The organism is Bacterioplanoides sp. (genome assembly GCF_965219715.1).
Lineage (GTDB): Bacteria > Pseudomonadota > Gammaproteobacteria > Pseudomonadales > Oceanobacteraceae > Bacterioplanoides.
The window spans coordinates 1,353,835-1,370,590 of the sequence record NZ_OZ244785.1 but is presented as its reverse complement, the minus strand read 5'-3'; the positions used below and the strand labels follow the sequence as shown (position 1 = coordinate 1,370,590).

The window sequence follows — 16,756 nt, the reverse complement described above, 5'->3', positions numbered from 1 at the left end:
ACTGAGCCTCTGAGCGATGTATAAAAATAATAAATTATTGTCGGATGGACCGCTGGTTATTCTGGTTATCATTCTCGCGCTGTTGGTTAACAGTAACCAGATCCAGAGCTGGTCGTCCGCGACCGATCGGTTTCTATACGATCAGCTGATTTCTTTTATTCAGACCGATGCTGAAGATGACGTTATGATCATCGAAATCGACGATCAGAGTTTGTCTCTGATTGGAGATTGGCCCTGGGATCGTGCTTATCATGCTGAGTTGATCGATATTTTGACCCTGGCTGATGCTCAATTTGTTGCCTACAACCTGACGTTTTCCTCCAGCCACCTCCCGCTGACGGCCAGTGACTATCTGCTGGCTGACTCCATTTTGCGCAGCGGGCGGGTCATTTTGCCGATTTACTTCGATCAGATTCTTAACAATGGCCCGTTAGAAGAGATCCTGCCTCATTCAATCTTTACCGAAGGGGCTCAGCTCGGGCACGTTAACGTATACCTGGATGATGACGGGGTTTATCGCAGTGTTCGTCTGATTGATCACTACCAGCAGCATGACTGGCCACATTTCTCGCTGGCGGCTTATGAAGTCGCCCATAACGCTATGGCGCCATTAACCGAGGAACTGGCGTATATCCGCTTTGTGAATCGTGGCACGGATTTTAAGCGATACTCCTTCGTGGATGTGATTACCGGCGAGGTTGATCTGGCCGAGTTCTATCAAAAGAAAGTTTTTGTTGGTGTGACGGCGACTTCAATTGGTGATCCGCTGATTACGTCAGTCAGTCAGAATGGCATGCAGATGGCGGCGGTGGATATTAACGCTAATATTTATCAAATGCTGAATCAGCAGCAATCCATCACAGTTTTGCCTCTGTGGCTGAGTATGTTAATCAACACGCTTGCCGTTGCTCTGATGGTATTTCTGGTGCCGCGACTATCGATGGTTCGCCAGGTCTTAATTTCCTTGTTTGCGGTTGCACTGGTGACGATAGTTTTTTGGCTTGCTGTTCAGTTTAACTATTGGTATCCGGTTGCCGGGTTGGTATTCGCGTTAATTATTATTCCTTTTGCGTGGAACACGTTGCGCCTGAGCCTGCTGTTTAATTATTTCCGCACCGAAGCAAGGCGGCTTGAACAGCAACAAAAAAATGAACAATTCCATTTTCCCGAACAGCTGTTGGTTCATTCTGCTCAGCAGTTGGAGAAGCTTCTGCGGTTGCTGGGAATAGAATCCTACCGCCTGGAGCAAAATACAGAGCTGGTCAGCAGTTTGAGTGAGCGGGCTTCCGGGATTGAAAAAACATTCCCGATATTAATTGATGGCGAAAACTACAATCTTGCTCTGAGTTTCAGCGAGTATACAGAGCGTGAACAACGTCAGGTTGGGTTGTTGCGACGCCTGTTGGATGCGGTATCTGATTCCGCCGATGACGTAACTGAAAGCAGCGATATTTTTTCTCGTCAGCTAAATCTGATTCAGAACTTTCAGGATTATATTGATTCCAGTCAGCACTTGTTTGAGTCCAGTATTCAGGGGTTGAGCTCCGCAGTGCTGGTGGCAGATCTGAATGGCGATGTGTTGTTTCGTAACGAGCAGGTTAGTCGTTTTGTGCAGCTTAAAAGCCGCAATATGTTTGAACTGCTGCAATCCTGTCGGCTCACTGGTAATGATTCGTGGGAGCAGGTGATTCAGGCGACAGTGCTTACTTCGCAAGCAATTACGGTGGAAGCTAAATCCGGTGACTATGATTTGTCCGTCAGTGTGCGTTGTCTGGAAGATCAGAGTACACGTTCTCCGCTACTGGTGTTGAATATGTCGGATATCTCCCAGGTAAAGCAGGCCCAGCGGGCCAGAAATGAGATGATCGACTTTATTTCTCATGACATGCGTTCGCCGATGGCGTCGTTACAGGCTCTGGTAAGGCAATTACAACAATCGCCTGAATCTCTCAGTACCGAAGAATTGCTGAAAAAAGTCGAGTTTCACAGTCAGCGGGGGCTGAATTTTGCTGAAGAGTTTCTCAGTCTGGCTAAGGTGGAGAGTGAGGAAAGCATTCAGCAGTACGAAGTTGATATGTACTCTGTATCACAAAATGCGATTGATACTTTGTATGAGCAGGCAGAGGCGAAGCATATTGAGATTGAATTGCAGGCCGATGACGACTGTTGGGTGATGGGTAATGGCGACATGCTTGAACGGGTGATTCTTAACCTGGTGAGTAACGCGATTAAATACAGCCCGTCAGAAACCCGTGTGGAGGTCGTGGTTAAAGTGTCTGATGACTGGATTGATTTATCGGTATCCGATCAGGGAGAGGGGATCGATGATCAGTTATTACCCAATCTGTTTAAATCGTTCCAGCGGGGAACCGGTGAGCGCGAAGTGAAGAGTAAAGGACTCGGGCTTGGGCTGCGCTTTGTTGATGTTGCACTCAAACGTCATGACAGCCAGATAGAGGTCCGTTCGGGGGCTCAGGGTACCTGTTTCTATTTTCGCTTAGCCCGACTGCAGTTTTAGCAGGTATAATAGCCGCCCTGTTTTTCTGGCTGGAGAAGGTTGTGGCCGCAGCACCTTTTGTTCTTATTATTTTTAACCCTGCTTCAGGTGTCGGTAACCGCGCGAAAGTTGATGCGGTACAGCAAGCGCTGGAAGAGGGCGGTGCCAGGGTTGAGCTCTATCTGACTCAGTGCGCTGGTGATGCCAGCCGCTTTCTTGCTGAATACCAGGGAGAGCTGGATATTGTTGCTGCAGCCGGTGGTGATGGAACCGTTAATGAAGTAGTTAATGGTTTAAAGGATCGTCCAGCAGGCAGTTATCGTCTCGCCATTATTCCAACCGGCACAACCAATGTGCTGGCAGCAGAACTTAAGTTCCCACAAAAACCAAAAGCGCTGGCGGATATCATTCTGCGTAATCAACAAAAGGAAATCTTCCTTGGCCAGATCAATCAGCGACGTTTTGTGTTGATGGTTGGGGTGGGTTTTGATGCCTGGGTTGTCGATAAAGTCGATCTGGCATTGAAGAAAAAAGTGGGCAAGCTGGCTTACGTGCTTTCCATGCTCAAGGAAATTCGCAATTTTGGCTCGAAGACTTATCGCCTTACAGTCGATGGTGAAGAGCATCTGGCCAATTCGGTTGTGATTACTAATGGGCGCTATTATGGCGGCTCATTTACTCTGTCTCGTCAGGCGGATTTATCTCGTGACACCACTCAGGTGATGATGATCTCCGGTAACAACCCATGGAAATTTGTTGGTATTTTATTGGGCTTGCCATTGGGGATTATGGAGAAGATGCCTGGAATGCGTTCGATACCGGCGAAGCAGGTATTAATTGAGCAGGTTGAACACAATACGCAGCGGGAACCGGTGCAGGCAGACGGCGATTCTGTGTCGCAATTGCCTTTGAACCTTCAAATGGAACCGGAATCTGTGCCGCTATTGGTACCTTGATGGCGTTGTGAAACACCGATATCGCATGTGTAACGCAATATCGGTTTTCTATTTTTCTAGAAAGTGGTGAATTGATTGCCGCTGCCGCGATCTTCGATTGCATCGCTTTGACTGGTGCGTGTTTTTACAGAATTGTCATTGCCGGTAACATCAATTTCTTTTGGGGCATGATAAATCTCGGCGTTATTGTTATTGCCGGCGATTTTAATTTCATTTGGACTGCCGCTAAGTAGTAGTGTGTTGTTGTCGCCGGAAAAACGATAGTTCTTGTTCTGATCGAGAAAGCGAATGATGGTGGTGTTGCTTTCGGAAATAACGACCCTTTCTACAGCACCGTTCTGGCCTGCGCTGATCACATCTCCATTACCACCACAGCTGCTGAGTGAGCCTGCAACAATCAGCGGCAAAAGACTGCGTAGCAACATTTAATCCTCCTTGATAAAAATCCTTTAATTTTTGCGGATCATACCAGCTGAATTCCTTTTTGGTACTGTGATGTAACTTTTTCTTGTCGTGATCGGGCTATATTCCAGTGGTTTATGGTGGTTATTCGCCAGCTCAATTGTCGTGAGGGGCAAAAAACGGCATACTACGCACCCCAAAATTTGCCACTCATTTTATATATTGGAAGGTGACACCGTGAGCCAAGACATGCGCGAAGCCTGTTTGCAGGACTGGATGGATCGTGAAGCCATTGCTGAAGCAATGATTCCCCTGATTGGTACTCTCTACCGTAAAAACAACGTTGTAACTGCTTTATACGGTCGCCCGATCATTAATCGTTCTGTAATCGAACTGCTGAAAGCCCACCGCTTTGTTCGTCATATGGAATCTCAGGAACTGTCAGTACATGACACCTTCCCAATCCTTAAGGCTCTGAGCGAGCTGAATGTTGCACGTGCTCACGTTGATCTGGGCAAGATGGCGGTTAAATTCCGCACTGAAGGTAACGGCCGTGACGTAAACGAGTTTGTTGCTGAAGAATTAAAAGACGTTGCTGGTCAGTCTCCGGCAGAAGGCGAGAATCGTGATGTTGTTCTGTACGGCTTCGGTCGTATTGGTCGTCTGCTGGCACGTATCCTGATTGAAAAATCCGGTGGTGGTAATGGCCTGCGTCTGCGTGCAATCGTTGTACGTCGCGGTAAAGGTGATGACCTGGTTAAGCGTGCTTCTCTGCTGCGTCGTGACTCTATCCATGGTACTTTCCGCGGTACTCTGACCGTTGATCACGAAAACGAAGCGCTGATCGCTAACGGTAACTACATCAAGATCATTTACGCCAACAACCCGGCTGAAATCGATTACACCGAGTACGGCATTAACAATGCGTTAGTGATCGATAACACTGGTGTATGGCGCGACGAAGCAGGCCTGGGTCAGCACCTGGAAGCGAAAGGTACTGCTCGCGTATTGTTGACTGCTCCGGGCAAAGGCGATCTGAAAAACGTTGTATACGGCATTAACAACAATGTTATTGAAGCTGAAGACAAGATTCTGTCCGCAGCTTCCTGTACGACTAATGCCATTACTCCGGTTCTGAAAGTAATGAACGATGCTTATGGCATTGATAACGGTCACGTTGAGACTGTTCACTCTTACACTAACGACCAGAACCTGATCGATAACTACCACAAAGGTGATCGTCGTGGTCGTTCTGCACCACTGAACATGGTTATCACTGAAACCGGTGCTGCGTCTGCTGTTGCAAAAGCTTTGCCTGAACTGAAAGGCAAGCTGACGGGTAACGCGATTCGTGTTCCTACGCCAAACGTTTCCATGGCGATTCTGTCTCTGAATCTGAACAAAGACGTGACCGCGGAAGAAGTAAATGACTTCCTGCGCGAGCAGTCTCTGCACTCTGAAGTTCAGAAGCAGATCGACTGGGTGAATTCTCCGGAAGTGGTTTCTACTGACTTCGTTGGTAACAGCCATGCGGGTATCGTTGATGCTAAAGCGACTATCGCTAACGGCAATCGTGTAAACCTGTACGTTTGGTACGATAACGAATACGGCTACAGCCGTCAGGTTGTTCGTATTGCTCAGCAGGTATGTGGTGTTGATTACCCGGTATTCCCTGCTCGCGGCTAATTCGCTGAAATAACTGCGAATTCAGAAATAAAAAAGCCATTGCATGTGCAATGGCTTTTTTTTGTCTAAAATTTATACATCCGTGTGGCCGCACCAGGCGAGATATGACTAATTCATGACAGATAACTGAGGCTAAGCCAAAAGGGGCAGTGAATTGGCCTTAAGATCGGTGGATTAATCATGGTGTGGTCTTTATACTTAGCGCGATTTTTTACTGGGAAATGGGTCCAAGTACTTGTTTCCAAATACAAAATTAAATCGAACAGAGTGATTTTGTTCGTTTTGCGTACAGCAACCTTGGTGAGAGGGGATTTGTTGTGCGTGTTTTTGCGCATTTGGAAATCAGTATCTTTGGGTCAACTGTGATTAGGCGAGGCGTATGATCAACATCAAGAAGGGTCTCGACTTACCAATCACCGGAACACCTGAGCAAGTCATTTCAGATTCAGCCAAAGTAACGGAAGTTGCTTTGGTTGGTCCGGATTACGTGGGTATGAAACCTACGATGGCGGTTCAGGTCGGTGATCGAGTCAAGAAAGGCCAGGTGATTTTCACCGACAAAAAAACCGAAGGGGTGCAATACACAGCACCGGCTGCGGGTACAGTGAAAGCTGTTAACCGTGGTGAGCGTCGTGTATTCCAATCGATTGTGATCGAAGTCGATGGCAACGATGAAGAAACCTTCATTTCCTACTCAGCGGATCAGCTGAGTTCACTGTCTGCAGCAGATGTTCAGAGTAATCTGGTTAACTCCGGTTTATGGACGGCTCTGCGCACTCGCCCGTATTCACGTGTTCCGGCACTGGATAGCAAGCCAGAAGCGATTTTCGTGACTGCGATGGATACGAATCCATTGGCGGCAAATCCTGAGCTGGTTATTAACGAGCAGGCTGATAATTTTAAAGCCGGTTTACAGGTACTGAAGCGTCTGACTGAAGGCACTCTGTACGTTTGTAAAGCGCATGGCAGTAACATCCCGAGTGCGGGTATTGAGCAGGCTGAAGAGTTTGGCGGTAAGCACCCAGCGGGTCTGGCTGGTACGCACATTCACTTCCTGCATCCGGTAAGCGAAAACCGCACCGTGTGGAGTATTGGTTACCAGGACGTTATCGCCTTTGGTGCATTGTTCCTGACCGGCAAAATCTACAGTGATCGTGTTGTTGCTCTGGCGGGTCCACAGGTTAACAAACCACGTCTGGTTCGTGTTCCTCAGGGCGCTAACCTGAATCAGGTAACTGCTGGTGAAACCAAAGACGGTGAAAACCGTGTGGTTTCTGGTTCTGTATTTGGTGGCCGTACGGCTGCTGATGGTCATCAGTACCTGGGTCGTTTCCACAATCAGGTAACGGTTCTGATCGAAGGTCGTGACCGTCCGATGCTGCACTATTTGACAGCGGGCACCGAGCGCTTCTCTGTGATGCCAATTTACCTGTCGAAGTTGATGAATAAGGCTTTCCCTTTTACTACCAGCACTAACGGTAGTGAGCGTGCCATGGTTCCGGTTGGTGCTTACGAAAAAGTAATGCCTCTGGACATTCTGCCAACTCAGCTGCTGCGTGCGCTGATTGTGGAAGACATGGAAACCGCCATCAATTTAGGCGCGCTGGAACTGGATGAAGACGATATTGCTCTGTGCAGCTTTGTTTGCCCGGGTAAATACGAATACGGTCCGATTCTGCGTAAAAACTTAACTCGAATCGAAGCGGAGGGTTAATCATGCTGCGTTCTATGCTCGATAAACTTGAACCCCACTTCGTGAAGGGTGGCAAGTACGAAAAAATGTATCCGCTGTACGAAGCCATTGACACTGGCTTGTACTCTCCACCGAATGTGACCAATAACACGGCTCACGTTCGTGATGGTATCGACCTGAAGCGTATTATGATCACTGTGTGGATCTGTACCTTCCCGGCATTATTCTTCGGTATGTACAACATTGGTCTGCAGGCGAATGAAGCCATTGCTGCTGGTGCGGGTACTGCGATTGAAGGCTGGCGCGAGGCTCTGATTGCTCTGTTAGGCGGTGGTGCTCATAACGCAGCCAGCGTTTGGGACAATATGGTGTTTGGCGCTGCTTACTTCCTGCCAGTTTATGCCACGGTATTCATCGTGGGTGGTTTCTGGGAAGTGTTATTCGCAACCATTCGTAAGCACGAAGTGAACGAAGGTTTCTTTGTTACTTCGGTACTGTTTGCCCTGATTCTGCCGCCAAGCATTCCGCTGTGGCAAGTTGCTCTGGGTATTACTTTCGGTGTGGTGATTGGTAAGGAAATCTTCGGTGGTACCGGTAAGAACTTCCTGAACCCGGCACTGACTGGTCGTGCATTCCTGTTCTTTGCTTATCCTGCAGATATGTCTGGTAACTCGGTTTGGACCGCAGTTGATGGCTTCTCTGGTGCGACTGCACTGGGTACTGCCGCTGAACAAGGCGTTGTAAACGGTCAGATTGGTGATATCACCTGGTTTGATGCTTTCTTTGGTCTGATTCAGGGCTCTATGGGCGAAACTTCAACACTGGCGATTCTGATCGGTGGTGTTGTGCTGATGACCATGGGTATCGCTTCCTGGCGTATCGTTCTGGGTGTGTTCCTGGGTATGGTGGCAACCACTCTGCTGTTTAACGGCATTGGTTCCGACACCAACCCAATGATGGCTCTGCCTTGGTACTGGCACCTGGTTGTTGGTGGCTTTGCCTTCGGCATGATCTTTATGGCAACCGACCCGGTTTCTGCCTCTATGACCAACAAAGGTAAGTTCATCTTTGGTGCGCTGATTGGCTTCATGGTGGTAATGATCCGTGTTGTTAACCCGGCATTCCCGGAAGGCATGATGCTGGCAATTCTGTTTGCCAACCTGTTTTCCCCACTGATTGACCACTTCGTGGTTCAGGCCAACATCAAGCGGAGGACTGCTCGTGTCAGCTAATAACGACAGTATTCAAAAGACCTTACTGGTCGCCATCCTGCTGTGTCTGGTGTGTTCTGTAATCGTGGCCGGTGCTGCGGTTTCACTGAAGCCTATTCAGTTAGCGAACAAACAGCTGGATAAAAACTACAACATTCTGCTGGCTGCAGGTTTGGCCGGTCAGGAAAAAATGGGTCGTGAGCAGATTGAAGAAGCCTTCAAGCAAATCACTACCCGTATCGTAAATCTGGAAGCCGGTCGTTATGCGACTGATGCTGAGCTGGAAGAAATCAAAGCAGCGGGCTACAACCCGGAAGCTTATGACCAGCGCAAAGCCTCTAAAGATCCTGCTCTGTCAGCTAAGCTGCCAGGCGATAAAGATCTGGCCAGCATCAAGCGTCTGGAAAAGTTTGCTGCGGTTTACACGGTTGAAAGCAACGGTGTAGTAGAGAAGATGGTTCTGCCGGTACACGGCTACGGTCTGTGGTCAACTCTGTACGGCTTCCTGGCCTTAGAAGGCGACCTGCAAACTGTGGTTGGCTTAGGCTTCTACTCTCACGCGGAAACTCCGGGACTGGGTGGCGAAGTTGATAACCCTTCCTGGAAAGCTCTGTGGAAAGGTAAAAACCTGTATGACGCTCAGGGCGATCTGGCGATTCAGGTAGTTAAAGGTAAAGCTGCTGCTGGTGATATGAACAGCGTTGATGGCCTGTCGGGCGCAACTCTGACCAGTAAAGGTGTTTCCAACCTGGTGCAATTCTGGGTCGGCGAGAACGGCTTCGGTAAGTTCCTGGCGACTGCTAAAGGAGGTGCTTAATGTCTGTTAAGTCCGTATTAACCGAACCTTTATTCTCCCAGAACCCAATTGCGGTTCAGATTCTGGGTGTATGTTCTGCGCTGGCGGTAACGACCAGCCTGCAGGTAACTCTGGTTATGTGTATCGCACTGACCTCGGTAACTGCGTTCTCTAACCTGGGTATCGCTTTAATCCGTAACCACATTCCAAACAATATTCGTATCATCGTGCAGATGATCATTATTGCCTCGCTGGTAATCGTGGTGGATCAGATTCTGAAAGCTTATGCCTATGAAATCAGTAAACAGTTATCGGTATTCGTTGGTCTGATTATCACCAACTGTATCGTAATGGGTCGTGCTGAAGCATTTGCGATGAAGAACGGTCCGGTACTGAGTTTCTTCGACGGTATTGGTAATGGCTTGGGCTATTCAGTAGTACTGATTGTGGTTGCTGTAGTACGTGAACTGTTTGGTGCTGGTTCCCTGATGGGTATCGAAATCCTGCCACTGGTCACCAATGGCGGCTGGTATCAGTCCAATGGTCTGTTGCTGTTACCACCAAGTGCATTCTTCATTATCGGTCTGTTCATCTGGGCTCTGCGCAGCTGGAAAACCGAGCAAGTGGAAGAGGCTGAGTTCAAGATTCTGCCGAACACTGAGAACGGAGGTCATCACTAATGGAACACTACATCAGTTTATTCGTGAAGGCTGTGTTTGTTGAAAACATGGCACTGGCCTTCTTCTTAGGAATGTGTACCTTCCTGGCTATCTCGAAGAAAATTCAGACGGCTTTGGGCTTAGGTGTTGCCGTTGTTGTGGTACTGGCTATTACCGTACCGGTTAACAACCTGATCTACACCTATGTTCTGAAAGAAGGCGCTTGGGCCTGGATGGGAGCAGAATACGCTTCTGTTGACCTGAGCTTCTTAGGACTGCTGACATACATCGGTGTAATCGCAGCGATGGTTCAGATTCTGGAAATGGTTCTGGATAAGTACGTACCAGCGTTGTACAACGCTCTGGGTGTATTCCTGCCGCTGATTACCGTGAACTGCGCCATCATGGGTGCTTCTCTGTTCATGGTTGAGCGTGACTACAACTTCGCTGAATCGACCGTTTACGGTATTGGCGCAGGTGTTGGTTGGGCGCTGGCGATCACCGCGCTGGCAGGTATTCGTGAAAAACTGAAGTACAGCGATGTACCAGCAGGTCTGCAAGGTTTAGGTATTACCTTTATGACGGTTGGTCTGATGTCTCTGGGCTTTATGTCTTTCTCCGGCGTATCACTGTAAGGAGTCTGTACTATGGATTTAGAAATCATCCTCGGCGTAGTGATGTTTACGGTCATCGTACTGTCTTTAGTAGCAGTGATCTTAAGCGCACGTGCCAAACTGGTAAGTACCGGTAAAGTTAAAATTCTGATCAATGGTGAAACCACCGTTGAAACAGAAGCTGGCGGTAAGCTGCTGCAAACCCTGGCGGCTAACAACATCTTCCTGTCATCCGCTTGTGGTGGTGGCGGTACTTGCGCACAGTGTAAGTGTCAGGTAACCGAAGGTGGTGGCTCTATGCTGCCAACGGAAGAATCTCACTTCACCAAAGGTGAAGCTCGTGAAGGCTGGCGTCTGTCTTGTCAGGTGCCGGTTAAGCAAGACATGGTTGTTGGCGTTGACGAAGAAGTATTCGGTGTTAAGAAGTGGGAGACCACGGTTGAATCTAACCCGAATATGGCAACTTTCATTAAAGAGCTGACTCTGCGTCTGCCTGAAGGTGAAAACGTTGATTTTCGCGCTGGTGGTTATGTTCAGCTGGAGTGTCCTCCGTTTGAAATTAACTTCTCTGACTTCGATATCGAAGAACAGTACCGTGGCGACTGGGAACACTTTGGCTTCTTCGATCTGAAGACGGTTAACAAAGAAAATGTGATCCGTGCGTATTCCATGGCTAACTACCCGGAAGAGAAGGGTGTGGTTAAGTTCAATATCCGTATTGCAACACCACCTCCTGGCACAACCGGTATCAACCCGGGCATCATGTCTTCTTACGTGTTTAACCTGAAGCCAGGTGATAAGGTAACCGTATACGGTCCGTTTGGTGAGTTCTTCGCTAAAGACACCGATGCCGAAATGGTATTCATCGGTGGTGGTGCAGGTATGGCGCCAATGCGTTCTCATATCTTCGACCAGCTGAAGCGTTTACGCTCTGATCGTAAGATCAGCTTCTGGTACGGTGCACGTTCCCTGAAAGAGCTGTTCTATCAGGATGAGTACGATGCATTAGCGGCTGAATTCCCGAATTTCGAATGGCACGTGGCGATGTCTGATCCACAGCCAGAAGATAACTGGGAAGGTCTGACAGGCTTTATTCACAACGTACTGTTGGAGAATTACCTGAAAGATCACCCGGCACCGGAAGATTGTGAGTTCTACATGTGTGGACCTCCGATCATGAACCAATCGGTGATTAAGATGTTGGAAAACCTGGGCGTAGAACCAGAAAACATCTTACTGGATGACTTCGGTGGTTAATTGATCCGCTGAAGTTGCTCCAACAAAAAAACCCGGCTTTTGCCGGGTTTTTTATTTCTGACATCCATGTCGGTTACTCTTCGGATCTGGCTCAGGCAATCTTTGCGGAGCTCTTATTTGTCAGGCAATACTGCGCTGATATTCGCCAGGCGTAATGCCCGTCCAGCGTTTAAACGCTTTATGGAAGGCGCTGCTGTCATTAAAACCAAGCTGAAATGCCACCTGGCTGATAGGTGAGTTATTAACGTCCAGCAGGCTCTTCGCCAGCATGGCTTTATACTGCTTGATCTCATCCTGAAAGCTGGTGCCTTCATGCTTAAGGTGGCGCTGCAGGGTTCTGGCGGTGAGATTAAAATGGTTGGCGGTTCGTTCGATGTCCGGCTGATTGTCGGCCGGTTGTGTCTGAAAGTAACGCCACATACGCATTGCCAGACTGTCGTGTGCCTCAATGCGATCCAGCAGGCTTTTCAGTTCAGCCTGCAAAAGTCCGGCGATACGGGGGCTTGGGTTGTAAGTACGGGTCTGCAGAATCGACTGTGGAAAGGTCACCTGATTATATTCTTGGTTGAACTTTACCGGGCAGCGCAGCGCGCGCTCGTATTCACTGACAGGCCCTTGTGGTGCATGGCGGAAGTGAACCTCAAGCGGACGGTTCTCCTGCGTATAATCGCGATTCATGATAAACACGCCAATATTGATCAAAGCCGATATGTCTTGTTCGGCAACGTGACGCATTTGCTCCGGACCGTATTGGTGGCAGAAAATCCGGTTAATGGCTTTGTCGTCCTCCAGAATAACCTGGGAGGCGAACGCATTGTTCAGGACAAATTCGACCGAAAGGATTCGTTGCAGTGCTTCTTCGATGTTACTGCAATTCATCATCAGCTGGCCCAGCAGGCCATAGTCCATTGGATGGATACGTTCTCCAACATGGAGGGCGATCATAGGATCCTGGCTGCCTTGCTCGGCTTGTTGCCAGATATCAAATAACACCTCAACCGGCACCCGGTTAAAGTAATAATCGTCTTCACTTAAACCTTCTGTACGGGACTCGATGTCGTGATTCGGGTAACCCATACGGCTGAGTGTATTTGCGATGATGTTCAGGTAATGAACACTGACGGACGGAATTCTCAGAGACTGCTTCATATACGTGGCGCTTGTGTTTTTAGGCCGAGTATACAAACTGTGGGCTCAAAAGGAATGAAATGACCTATCTTGGCTCGCTTGGTGACATTTAGGTCTATACCAGGTGGTGTGTCGCCAGATGGCAGTCTTTTGTCTCAGCCGGATACCCCTGTCGCGAAGCCTTTTCTTTAAAGTAACAACCAGCAGCCAGCCCCCGTGGATTTGTGCTGATAAATTTAGTTGCCTGTTGCCCGGTTGAACATAAGTTTGCCGGGCTTTTTTAATTCTCAGAAACCAAGCCGCACTCCAACGCTGTTAATCCACTGGTTGTAATTGAAGTCATCATCTTCGTCGGCAATATTCGAGATATTGTTGGTGTATTCCGAACTGATGTATAAGTCTGCCTGGTCATGAATATGAAAGTTATGACTGTAGTTCAGAGAGTACTGCTGATCGTTGCGAATCTCATCGTACAGCGGGTCTTCGTTGTATTGGGTGTTTTTATAGCGTGCCGCCAGACGCCAGTCATGACCGGAGTAGCGCTGGCTGAAGCTGGCCTGAAAATAGTACCCCTGGGTTGAAATAAATTCGTCGCTGTAATCATTATTAAACAGGTCGGCGTCAAGCTGGATGCTGTGATCAATGCGGCGCAGCTGCAGGTATAACTTTACCCCGGTGGAGGTGCCTTTGTATCCCTCGTAGCGTTCGTCTTTCGGGGTTTTATTGGTCAGGGAAAAACGGGCGCCGATGCGATTGTCACCCAGGCGTTTGGTTAAATCGAAGCGACCTGTGTTGTATAGCAGTACTTCCTCTGAAGATAACTCATAGCTGGTTCGGGCATAGGTGCTACGGAAACGATAATCGCCGACGTAGTAGCTGTAGGGCAGTGAAAAACTGAAGATGCGTGTTTCCAGGTCATTTTCTTCAAAACTTTCCTGAAAATAATCCAGCATAATGCTGGCATCGCTATTTTCCTGATCGAGAAATTCGTGCGCTGCCATCACACCAAACTGAGTCTGAATATCATCACTTTGTTGTTCTGAACTGTCTCCGGCGTTGCGTAAAATATCGTCCGATTCAAGAAATACGTTGTTATTTAATCCACGGTTAATATCAACTTCTACATTCAGCGCCTGGGTGGTCTGAATTAATCCCGTTGTAGTTACTGCAAGCAAGGTTAATAAATAGTTATTCATGATCGGCCTCTCTCTATACGTTGCCGGTAGGTGCTTATTTTTTACCGGTGTTTCTGTATTTTTTTAATAAGTGGCGTGTTTGGATTGGGTTGCTGTTGATTTGGAAAGAAAAATAAAAGCGCTGTTATTCAGCGCTTTTATTTCGTATGCGTCGGATTAGCTACCAAAACGCTCTTTCAGCAGGTTACGACGTTCTTCGCGGCTCAGGTCTTTTAACTCATCACGTAACGCACTGCGTTCGTCTTCACTCAGCTCTGCAATTTGGGTGCGTACTGCCTGACGCTCAGCGCGACGTTCCTCTCGCAGCTCCTGGCGGGCTTCTTTAAAAGCGGCCAGACCTTCTTCTGTGGTGATGTCAAAACCCATTTCCGCGGCTTTGGCGATGCGACGTTCCTCACGCATTTCTTTGCGTGCTTCACGGAAGGCGGCTTTGCCTTCTTCAGTGCTCAGATCAATTCCCAATTCCGCAGCTTTCGCTTCACGCTGCTCCTGACGATATTCTTTAAAACCTGTGCGGCCTTCTTCGGTTTGCAGGTCATAACCCAGTTCCGCGGCTTTTGCTTCAATGCGGTGTTTACGGGCTTCTGACATATTCCAGCGATCCGCGGCATCTCCGGCGATGGCGACAGAAGCACCCATAGTCATAACCAGTGCCAGGGCTGAAATGAATTTAGTTTGAGTTTTCATAATGTATCTCCAGAATTTTTAGTTTTGTGCGATGTGCGTCGCTGAGCACATAGGATTACAACGAAGGGCAGCGAAAAAGGTTGACGAGATATTTGAAAAAAAACTCAAAAAAATTGTAAGTTGCTGTTTTATATCGATAAAAAGTTCGAATTTATTGAGGGCTGAGCTCTGATGAATGATTTGATATGCTGCTGACAATTGCTTAACGCGACTGCACAGATAAAACGACGCAGCTAAACAAACACAGAGAAACCCATACAGATAAAACAACACAGGTGAAATAAAATTGATGAAATACGCCGCCGCATCCTTGCTGTTTTTTTGTAGCTGTTGCCAGATCGCCAGCGCGGAGGACGTCAGTGAGCAATTCAGCGGTCATTCGCTGATGGTGGGTGTTAATCGTGTGCAACAGCAACTCACGTTTGAGCAAAACGATATTGATGTCGCCGTAGCCGGGCGAACGCTGCAATATCAGTATTTTAACGGTAACTGGAGTGGCGGTGTCAGCCTGGCAGACTCTCATGGTGATAAATCCGGCTCCGGTGCAACTGCGTATCAGCTGGATCTTGACGGTAAATCAGTGGCGGTGTTTATCGAACACACTCTGCGCCAGATTGGTAACGGTACCGCTTGGTTGGGCGCAGGAGTTGGCTCAGCTACTGATGAGCAATCGTTTGTGGCCCAGCGTTTTGTACAGCAACGTCCTGCTGGCAGCGGCGATGTAACGGTTGAATCACGTTTTCGCAGCCTCAGCCTCGATGGCGGTTACAGCTTCCTGCTGGATTCATCCAGCATCAGTGTCAGCGCTGGGCTCACGCAGCAATGGTTGCATGAAGAGAAACGTGCGGTGGTGCGTCCGGTTGACCGCCCGGAGGTGATTCAGCAACAAAATACCAATGAGCAAACCTTAATCGGCGGATTATCCGCTGGTTATGAAAAATACTGGCTGATGAATCCGGAACTGGAATTCGCGGTCTTTGCCGGAGCGCGGTATCAATATACGCTCGGCGGCGACGGTCAGATTCATCAATCGCAGCTACGGCGTGGGGCACGAGGTGTACAGCAGGGGCAACGCAGTGAATCTTTTCAGCAGGAAAACGATTCAGCCAGCGCGCTGACGCTGCGTCTGTCGCTGTTTTTTCAGCAGCTGAACCTGGCTGTTGAAGTGGATAAGTTCAGTGATCAATCCATTGCTGATGCCTATTATGGCGCAACAGCCGGGTTGAGTTTTTAATCCGGGAGTGTCAACAGCAAACAACGGAGCAGTGTTAACAGGCGCCGGCATATCCTGTGGCTATCGGCGTACCGGACGCTGCTGGCGCTGTTGACGATATTGCTGTTTTAACGCTTTTTGTTGTTTCTGATTCAGCTTTTTAAACTTCTTGTATTTTTTCTGCAGCTTTTGCTGTTTTTGTGGCGTCATTTTCTGATAACGCTGAATTTTTCTTTTTGCTTGCTGCCTTTGTTCCGGCGTTAGTTTTTTGAATTTCTGAAAACGACGTTTGGCGTTCTGCTGCTGCTCGGGAGTAAAGCTGTTCCAGCGTTTAGCGCCATTAATCAGCTTTTGCTGTTTATTGCTGTCAAAACCCGACCACTGATCCTTAAAGGGTTCCAGCGTGGTGCGGACATCCGCAGGCAATGACGCAAAGTCCTGAGCCTGAAGTGGCGCCGCCATTAATACAGTGAAAAGCCACAGGGTAATGGTGAGCAGGGTATGGCGATTACTCATGGCTGTCCTCCTGTTTGGTGTTTATGGGTGTTGGTTTTGATGATGGAGTTAGCTCCGGTGTTACGGATTTAAGGACCATTTTCTCCGCATCAGCAGCGTTAACAGACGCTGCCTGCTGATCTTCCACCATTGTTAATGCATCCAGCAATTGTCCGTCCTGCTCCACACTGTCTGCCAGAAATAACAAAAACTCGGCATCGGCAATCGCACTCGGTTCGCTGTGGCTGAGGTTATACATCGTCATG

General features: G+C 48.4%; 16 protein-coding genes. 10 read left to right on the top strand and 6 right to left on the bottom strand.

The window, feature by feature from the left end:
• Positions 1–16: 16 nt before the first annotated feature.
• Both ACOQOZ_RS06805 and ACOQOZ_RS06800 read left to right on the top strand, forming a co-directional pair.
• The gene (locus ACOQOZ_RS06805; RefSeq protein WP_420591520.1) at positions 17–2,518 is read left to right on the top strand and encodes a CHASE2 domain-containing protein; all 2,502 of its coding nucleotides are present in this window, start codon (positions 17–19) and stop codon (positions 2,516–2,518) included.
• 41 nt (positions 2,519–2,559) lie between these two features.
• Positions 2,560–3,453 carry a diacylglycerol/lipid kinase family protein gene (locus ACOQOZ_RS06800; RefSeq protein WP_420591519.1) on the top strand — a complete coding sequence of 298 codons (894 nt, stop codon included), beginning with the start codon at positions 2,560–2,562 and terminating at the stop codon, positions 3,451–3,453.
• Between the two features lie 56 nt (positions 3,454–3,509).
• Here the strand turns inward: ACOQOZ_RS06800 and ACOQOZ_RS06795 are convergent, their stop codons facing one another.
• Positions 3,510–3,878: a DUF3060 domain-containing protein gene (locus tag ACOQOZ_RS06795; RefSeq protein ID WP_420591518.1), complete on the bottom strand. Its 369-nt coding sequence runs from the start codon at positions 3,876–3,878 to the stop codon at positions 3,510–3,512.
• Between the two features lie 214 nt (positions 3,879–4,092).
• Between ACOQOZ_RS06795 and ACOQOZ_RS06790 the strand changes: the two genes are divergently transcribed.
• The 7 genes from ACOQOZ_RS06790 (at position 4,093) to nqrF (ending at position 11,771) form a co-directional block, all read left to right on the top strand.
• Complete coding sequence (locus ACOQOZ_RS06790; protein ID WP_420591517.1) at positions 4,093–5,541, top strand: glyceraldehyde-3-phosphate dehydrogenase; 1,449 nt, start codon at positions 4,093–4,095, stop codon at positions 5,539–5,541.
• 379 nt (positions 5,542–5,920) lie between these two features.
• A complete protein-coding gene (locus ACOQOZ_RS06785; RefSeq protein ID WP_420591516.1) occupies positions 5,921–7,255 on the top strand; it encodes a Na(+)-translocating NADH-quinone reductase subunit A in 1,335 nt (444 codons plus the stop codon).
• Between the two features lie 2 nt (positions 7,256–7,257).
• Positions 7,258–8,466, top strand: coding sequence for an NADH:ubiquinone reductase (Na(+)-transporting) subunit B (locus ACOQOZ_RS06780; protein WP_420591515.1), 1,209 nt, complete (start codon positions 7,258–7,260; stop codon positions 8,464–8,466).
• Positions 8,456–9,262 carry a Na(+)-translocating NADH-quinone reductase subunit C gene (locus ACOQOZ_RS06775; RefSeq protein ID WP_420591514.1) on the top strand — a complete coding sequence of 269 codons (807 nt, stop codon included), beginning with the start codon at positions 8,456–8,458 and terminating at the stop codon, positions 9,260–9,262. The genes ACOQOZ_RS06780 and ACOQOZ_RS06775 overlap by 11 nt, the downstream gene beginning before the upstream one ends.
• A complete protein-coding gene (locus ACOQOZ_RS06770; RefSeq protein ID WP_420591513.1) occupies positions 9,262–9,921 on the top strand; it encodes an NADH:ubiquinone reductase (Na(+)-transporting) subunit D in 660 nt (219 codons plus the stop codon). Before ACOQOZ_RS06775 ends, ACOQOZ_RS06770 begins: the two co-directional genes overlap by 1 nt.
• Complete coding sequence (gene nqrE / locus ACOQOZ_RS06765) at positions 9,921–10,535, top strand: NADH:ubiquinone reductase (Na(+)-transporting) subunit E (RefSeq protein ID WP_420591512.1); 615 nt, start codon at positions 9,921–9,923, stop codon at positions 10,533–10,535. Before ACOQOZ_RS06770 ends, nqrE begins: the two co-directional genes overlap by 1 nt.
• Before the next feature lie 12 nt (positions 10,536–10,547).
• Positions 10,548–11,771: an NADH:ubiquinone reductase (Na(+)-transporting) subunit F gene (gene nqrF, locus ACOQOZ_RS06760; RefSeq protein ID WP_420591511.1), complete on the top strand. Its 1,224-nt coding sequence runs from the start codon at positions 10,548–10,550 to the stop codon at positions 11,769–11,771.
• Between the two features lie 120 nt (positions 11,772–11,891).
• Here the strand turns inward: nqrF and ACOQOZ_RS06755 are convergent, their stop codons facing one another.
• From ACOQOZ_RS06755 to ACOQOZ_RS06745, 3 genes are all read right to left on the bottom strand, one after another.
• Positions 11,892–12,920, bottom strand: coding sequence for an AraC family transcriptional regulator (locus ACOQOZ_RS06755; protein ID WP_420591510.1), 1,029 nt, complete (start codon positions 12,918–12,920; stop codon positions 11,892–11,894).
• Positions 12,921–13,186: 266 nt separating this feature from the next.
• Entirely contained in the window at positions 13,187–14,095 is a 909-nt protein-coding gene (locus tag ACOQOZ_RS06750) for a hypothetical protein (RefSeq protein ID WP_420591509.1), read from the bottom strand.
• A 156-nt stretch (positions 14,096–14,251) separates the two neighbouring features.
• Complete coding sequence (locus tag ACOQOZ_RS06745) at positions 14,252–14,782, bottom strand: hypothetical protein (RefSeq protein ID WP_420591508.1); 531 nt, start codon at positions 14,780–14,782, stop codon at positions 14,252–14,254.
• 289 nt (positions 14,783–15,071) lie between these two features.
• Between ACOQOZ_RS06745 and ACOQOZ_RS06740 the strand changes: the two genes are divergently transcribed.
• Positions 15,072–16,016, top strand: coding sequence for a hypothetical protein (locus ACOQOZ_RS06740; RefSeq protein ID WP_420591507.1), 945 nt, complete (start codon positions 15,072–15,074; stop codon positions 16,014–16,016).
• Between the two features lie 60 nt (positions 16,017–16,076).
• Here the strand turns inward: ACOQOZ_RS06740 and ACOQOZ_RS06735 are convergent, their stop codons facing one another.
• Positions 16,077–16,511 carry a DUF3106 domain-containing protein gene (locus tag ACOQOZ_RS06735; protein WP_420591506.1) on the bottom strand — a complete coding sequence of 145 codons (435 nt, stop codon included), beginning with the start codon at positions 16,509–16,511 and terminating at the stop codon, positions 16,077–16,079.
• Positions 16,504–16,755 carry a hypothetical protein gene (locus ACOQOZ_RS06730; protein WP_420591505.1) on the bottom strand — a complete coding sequence of 84 codons (252 nt, stop codon included), beginning with the start codon at positions 16,753–16,755 and terminating at the stop codon, positions 16,504–16,506. The genes ACOQOZ_RS06735 and ACOQOZ_RS06730 overlap by 8 nt, the downstream gene beginning before the upstream one ends.
• Between the last annotated feature and the right edge of the window lies 1 nt (position 16,756).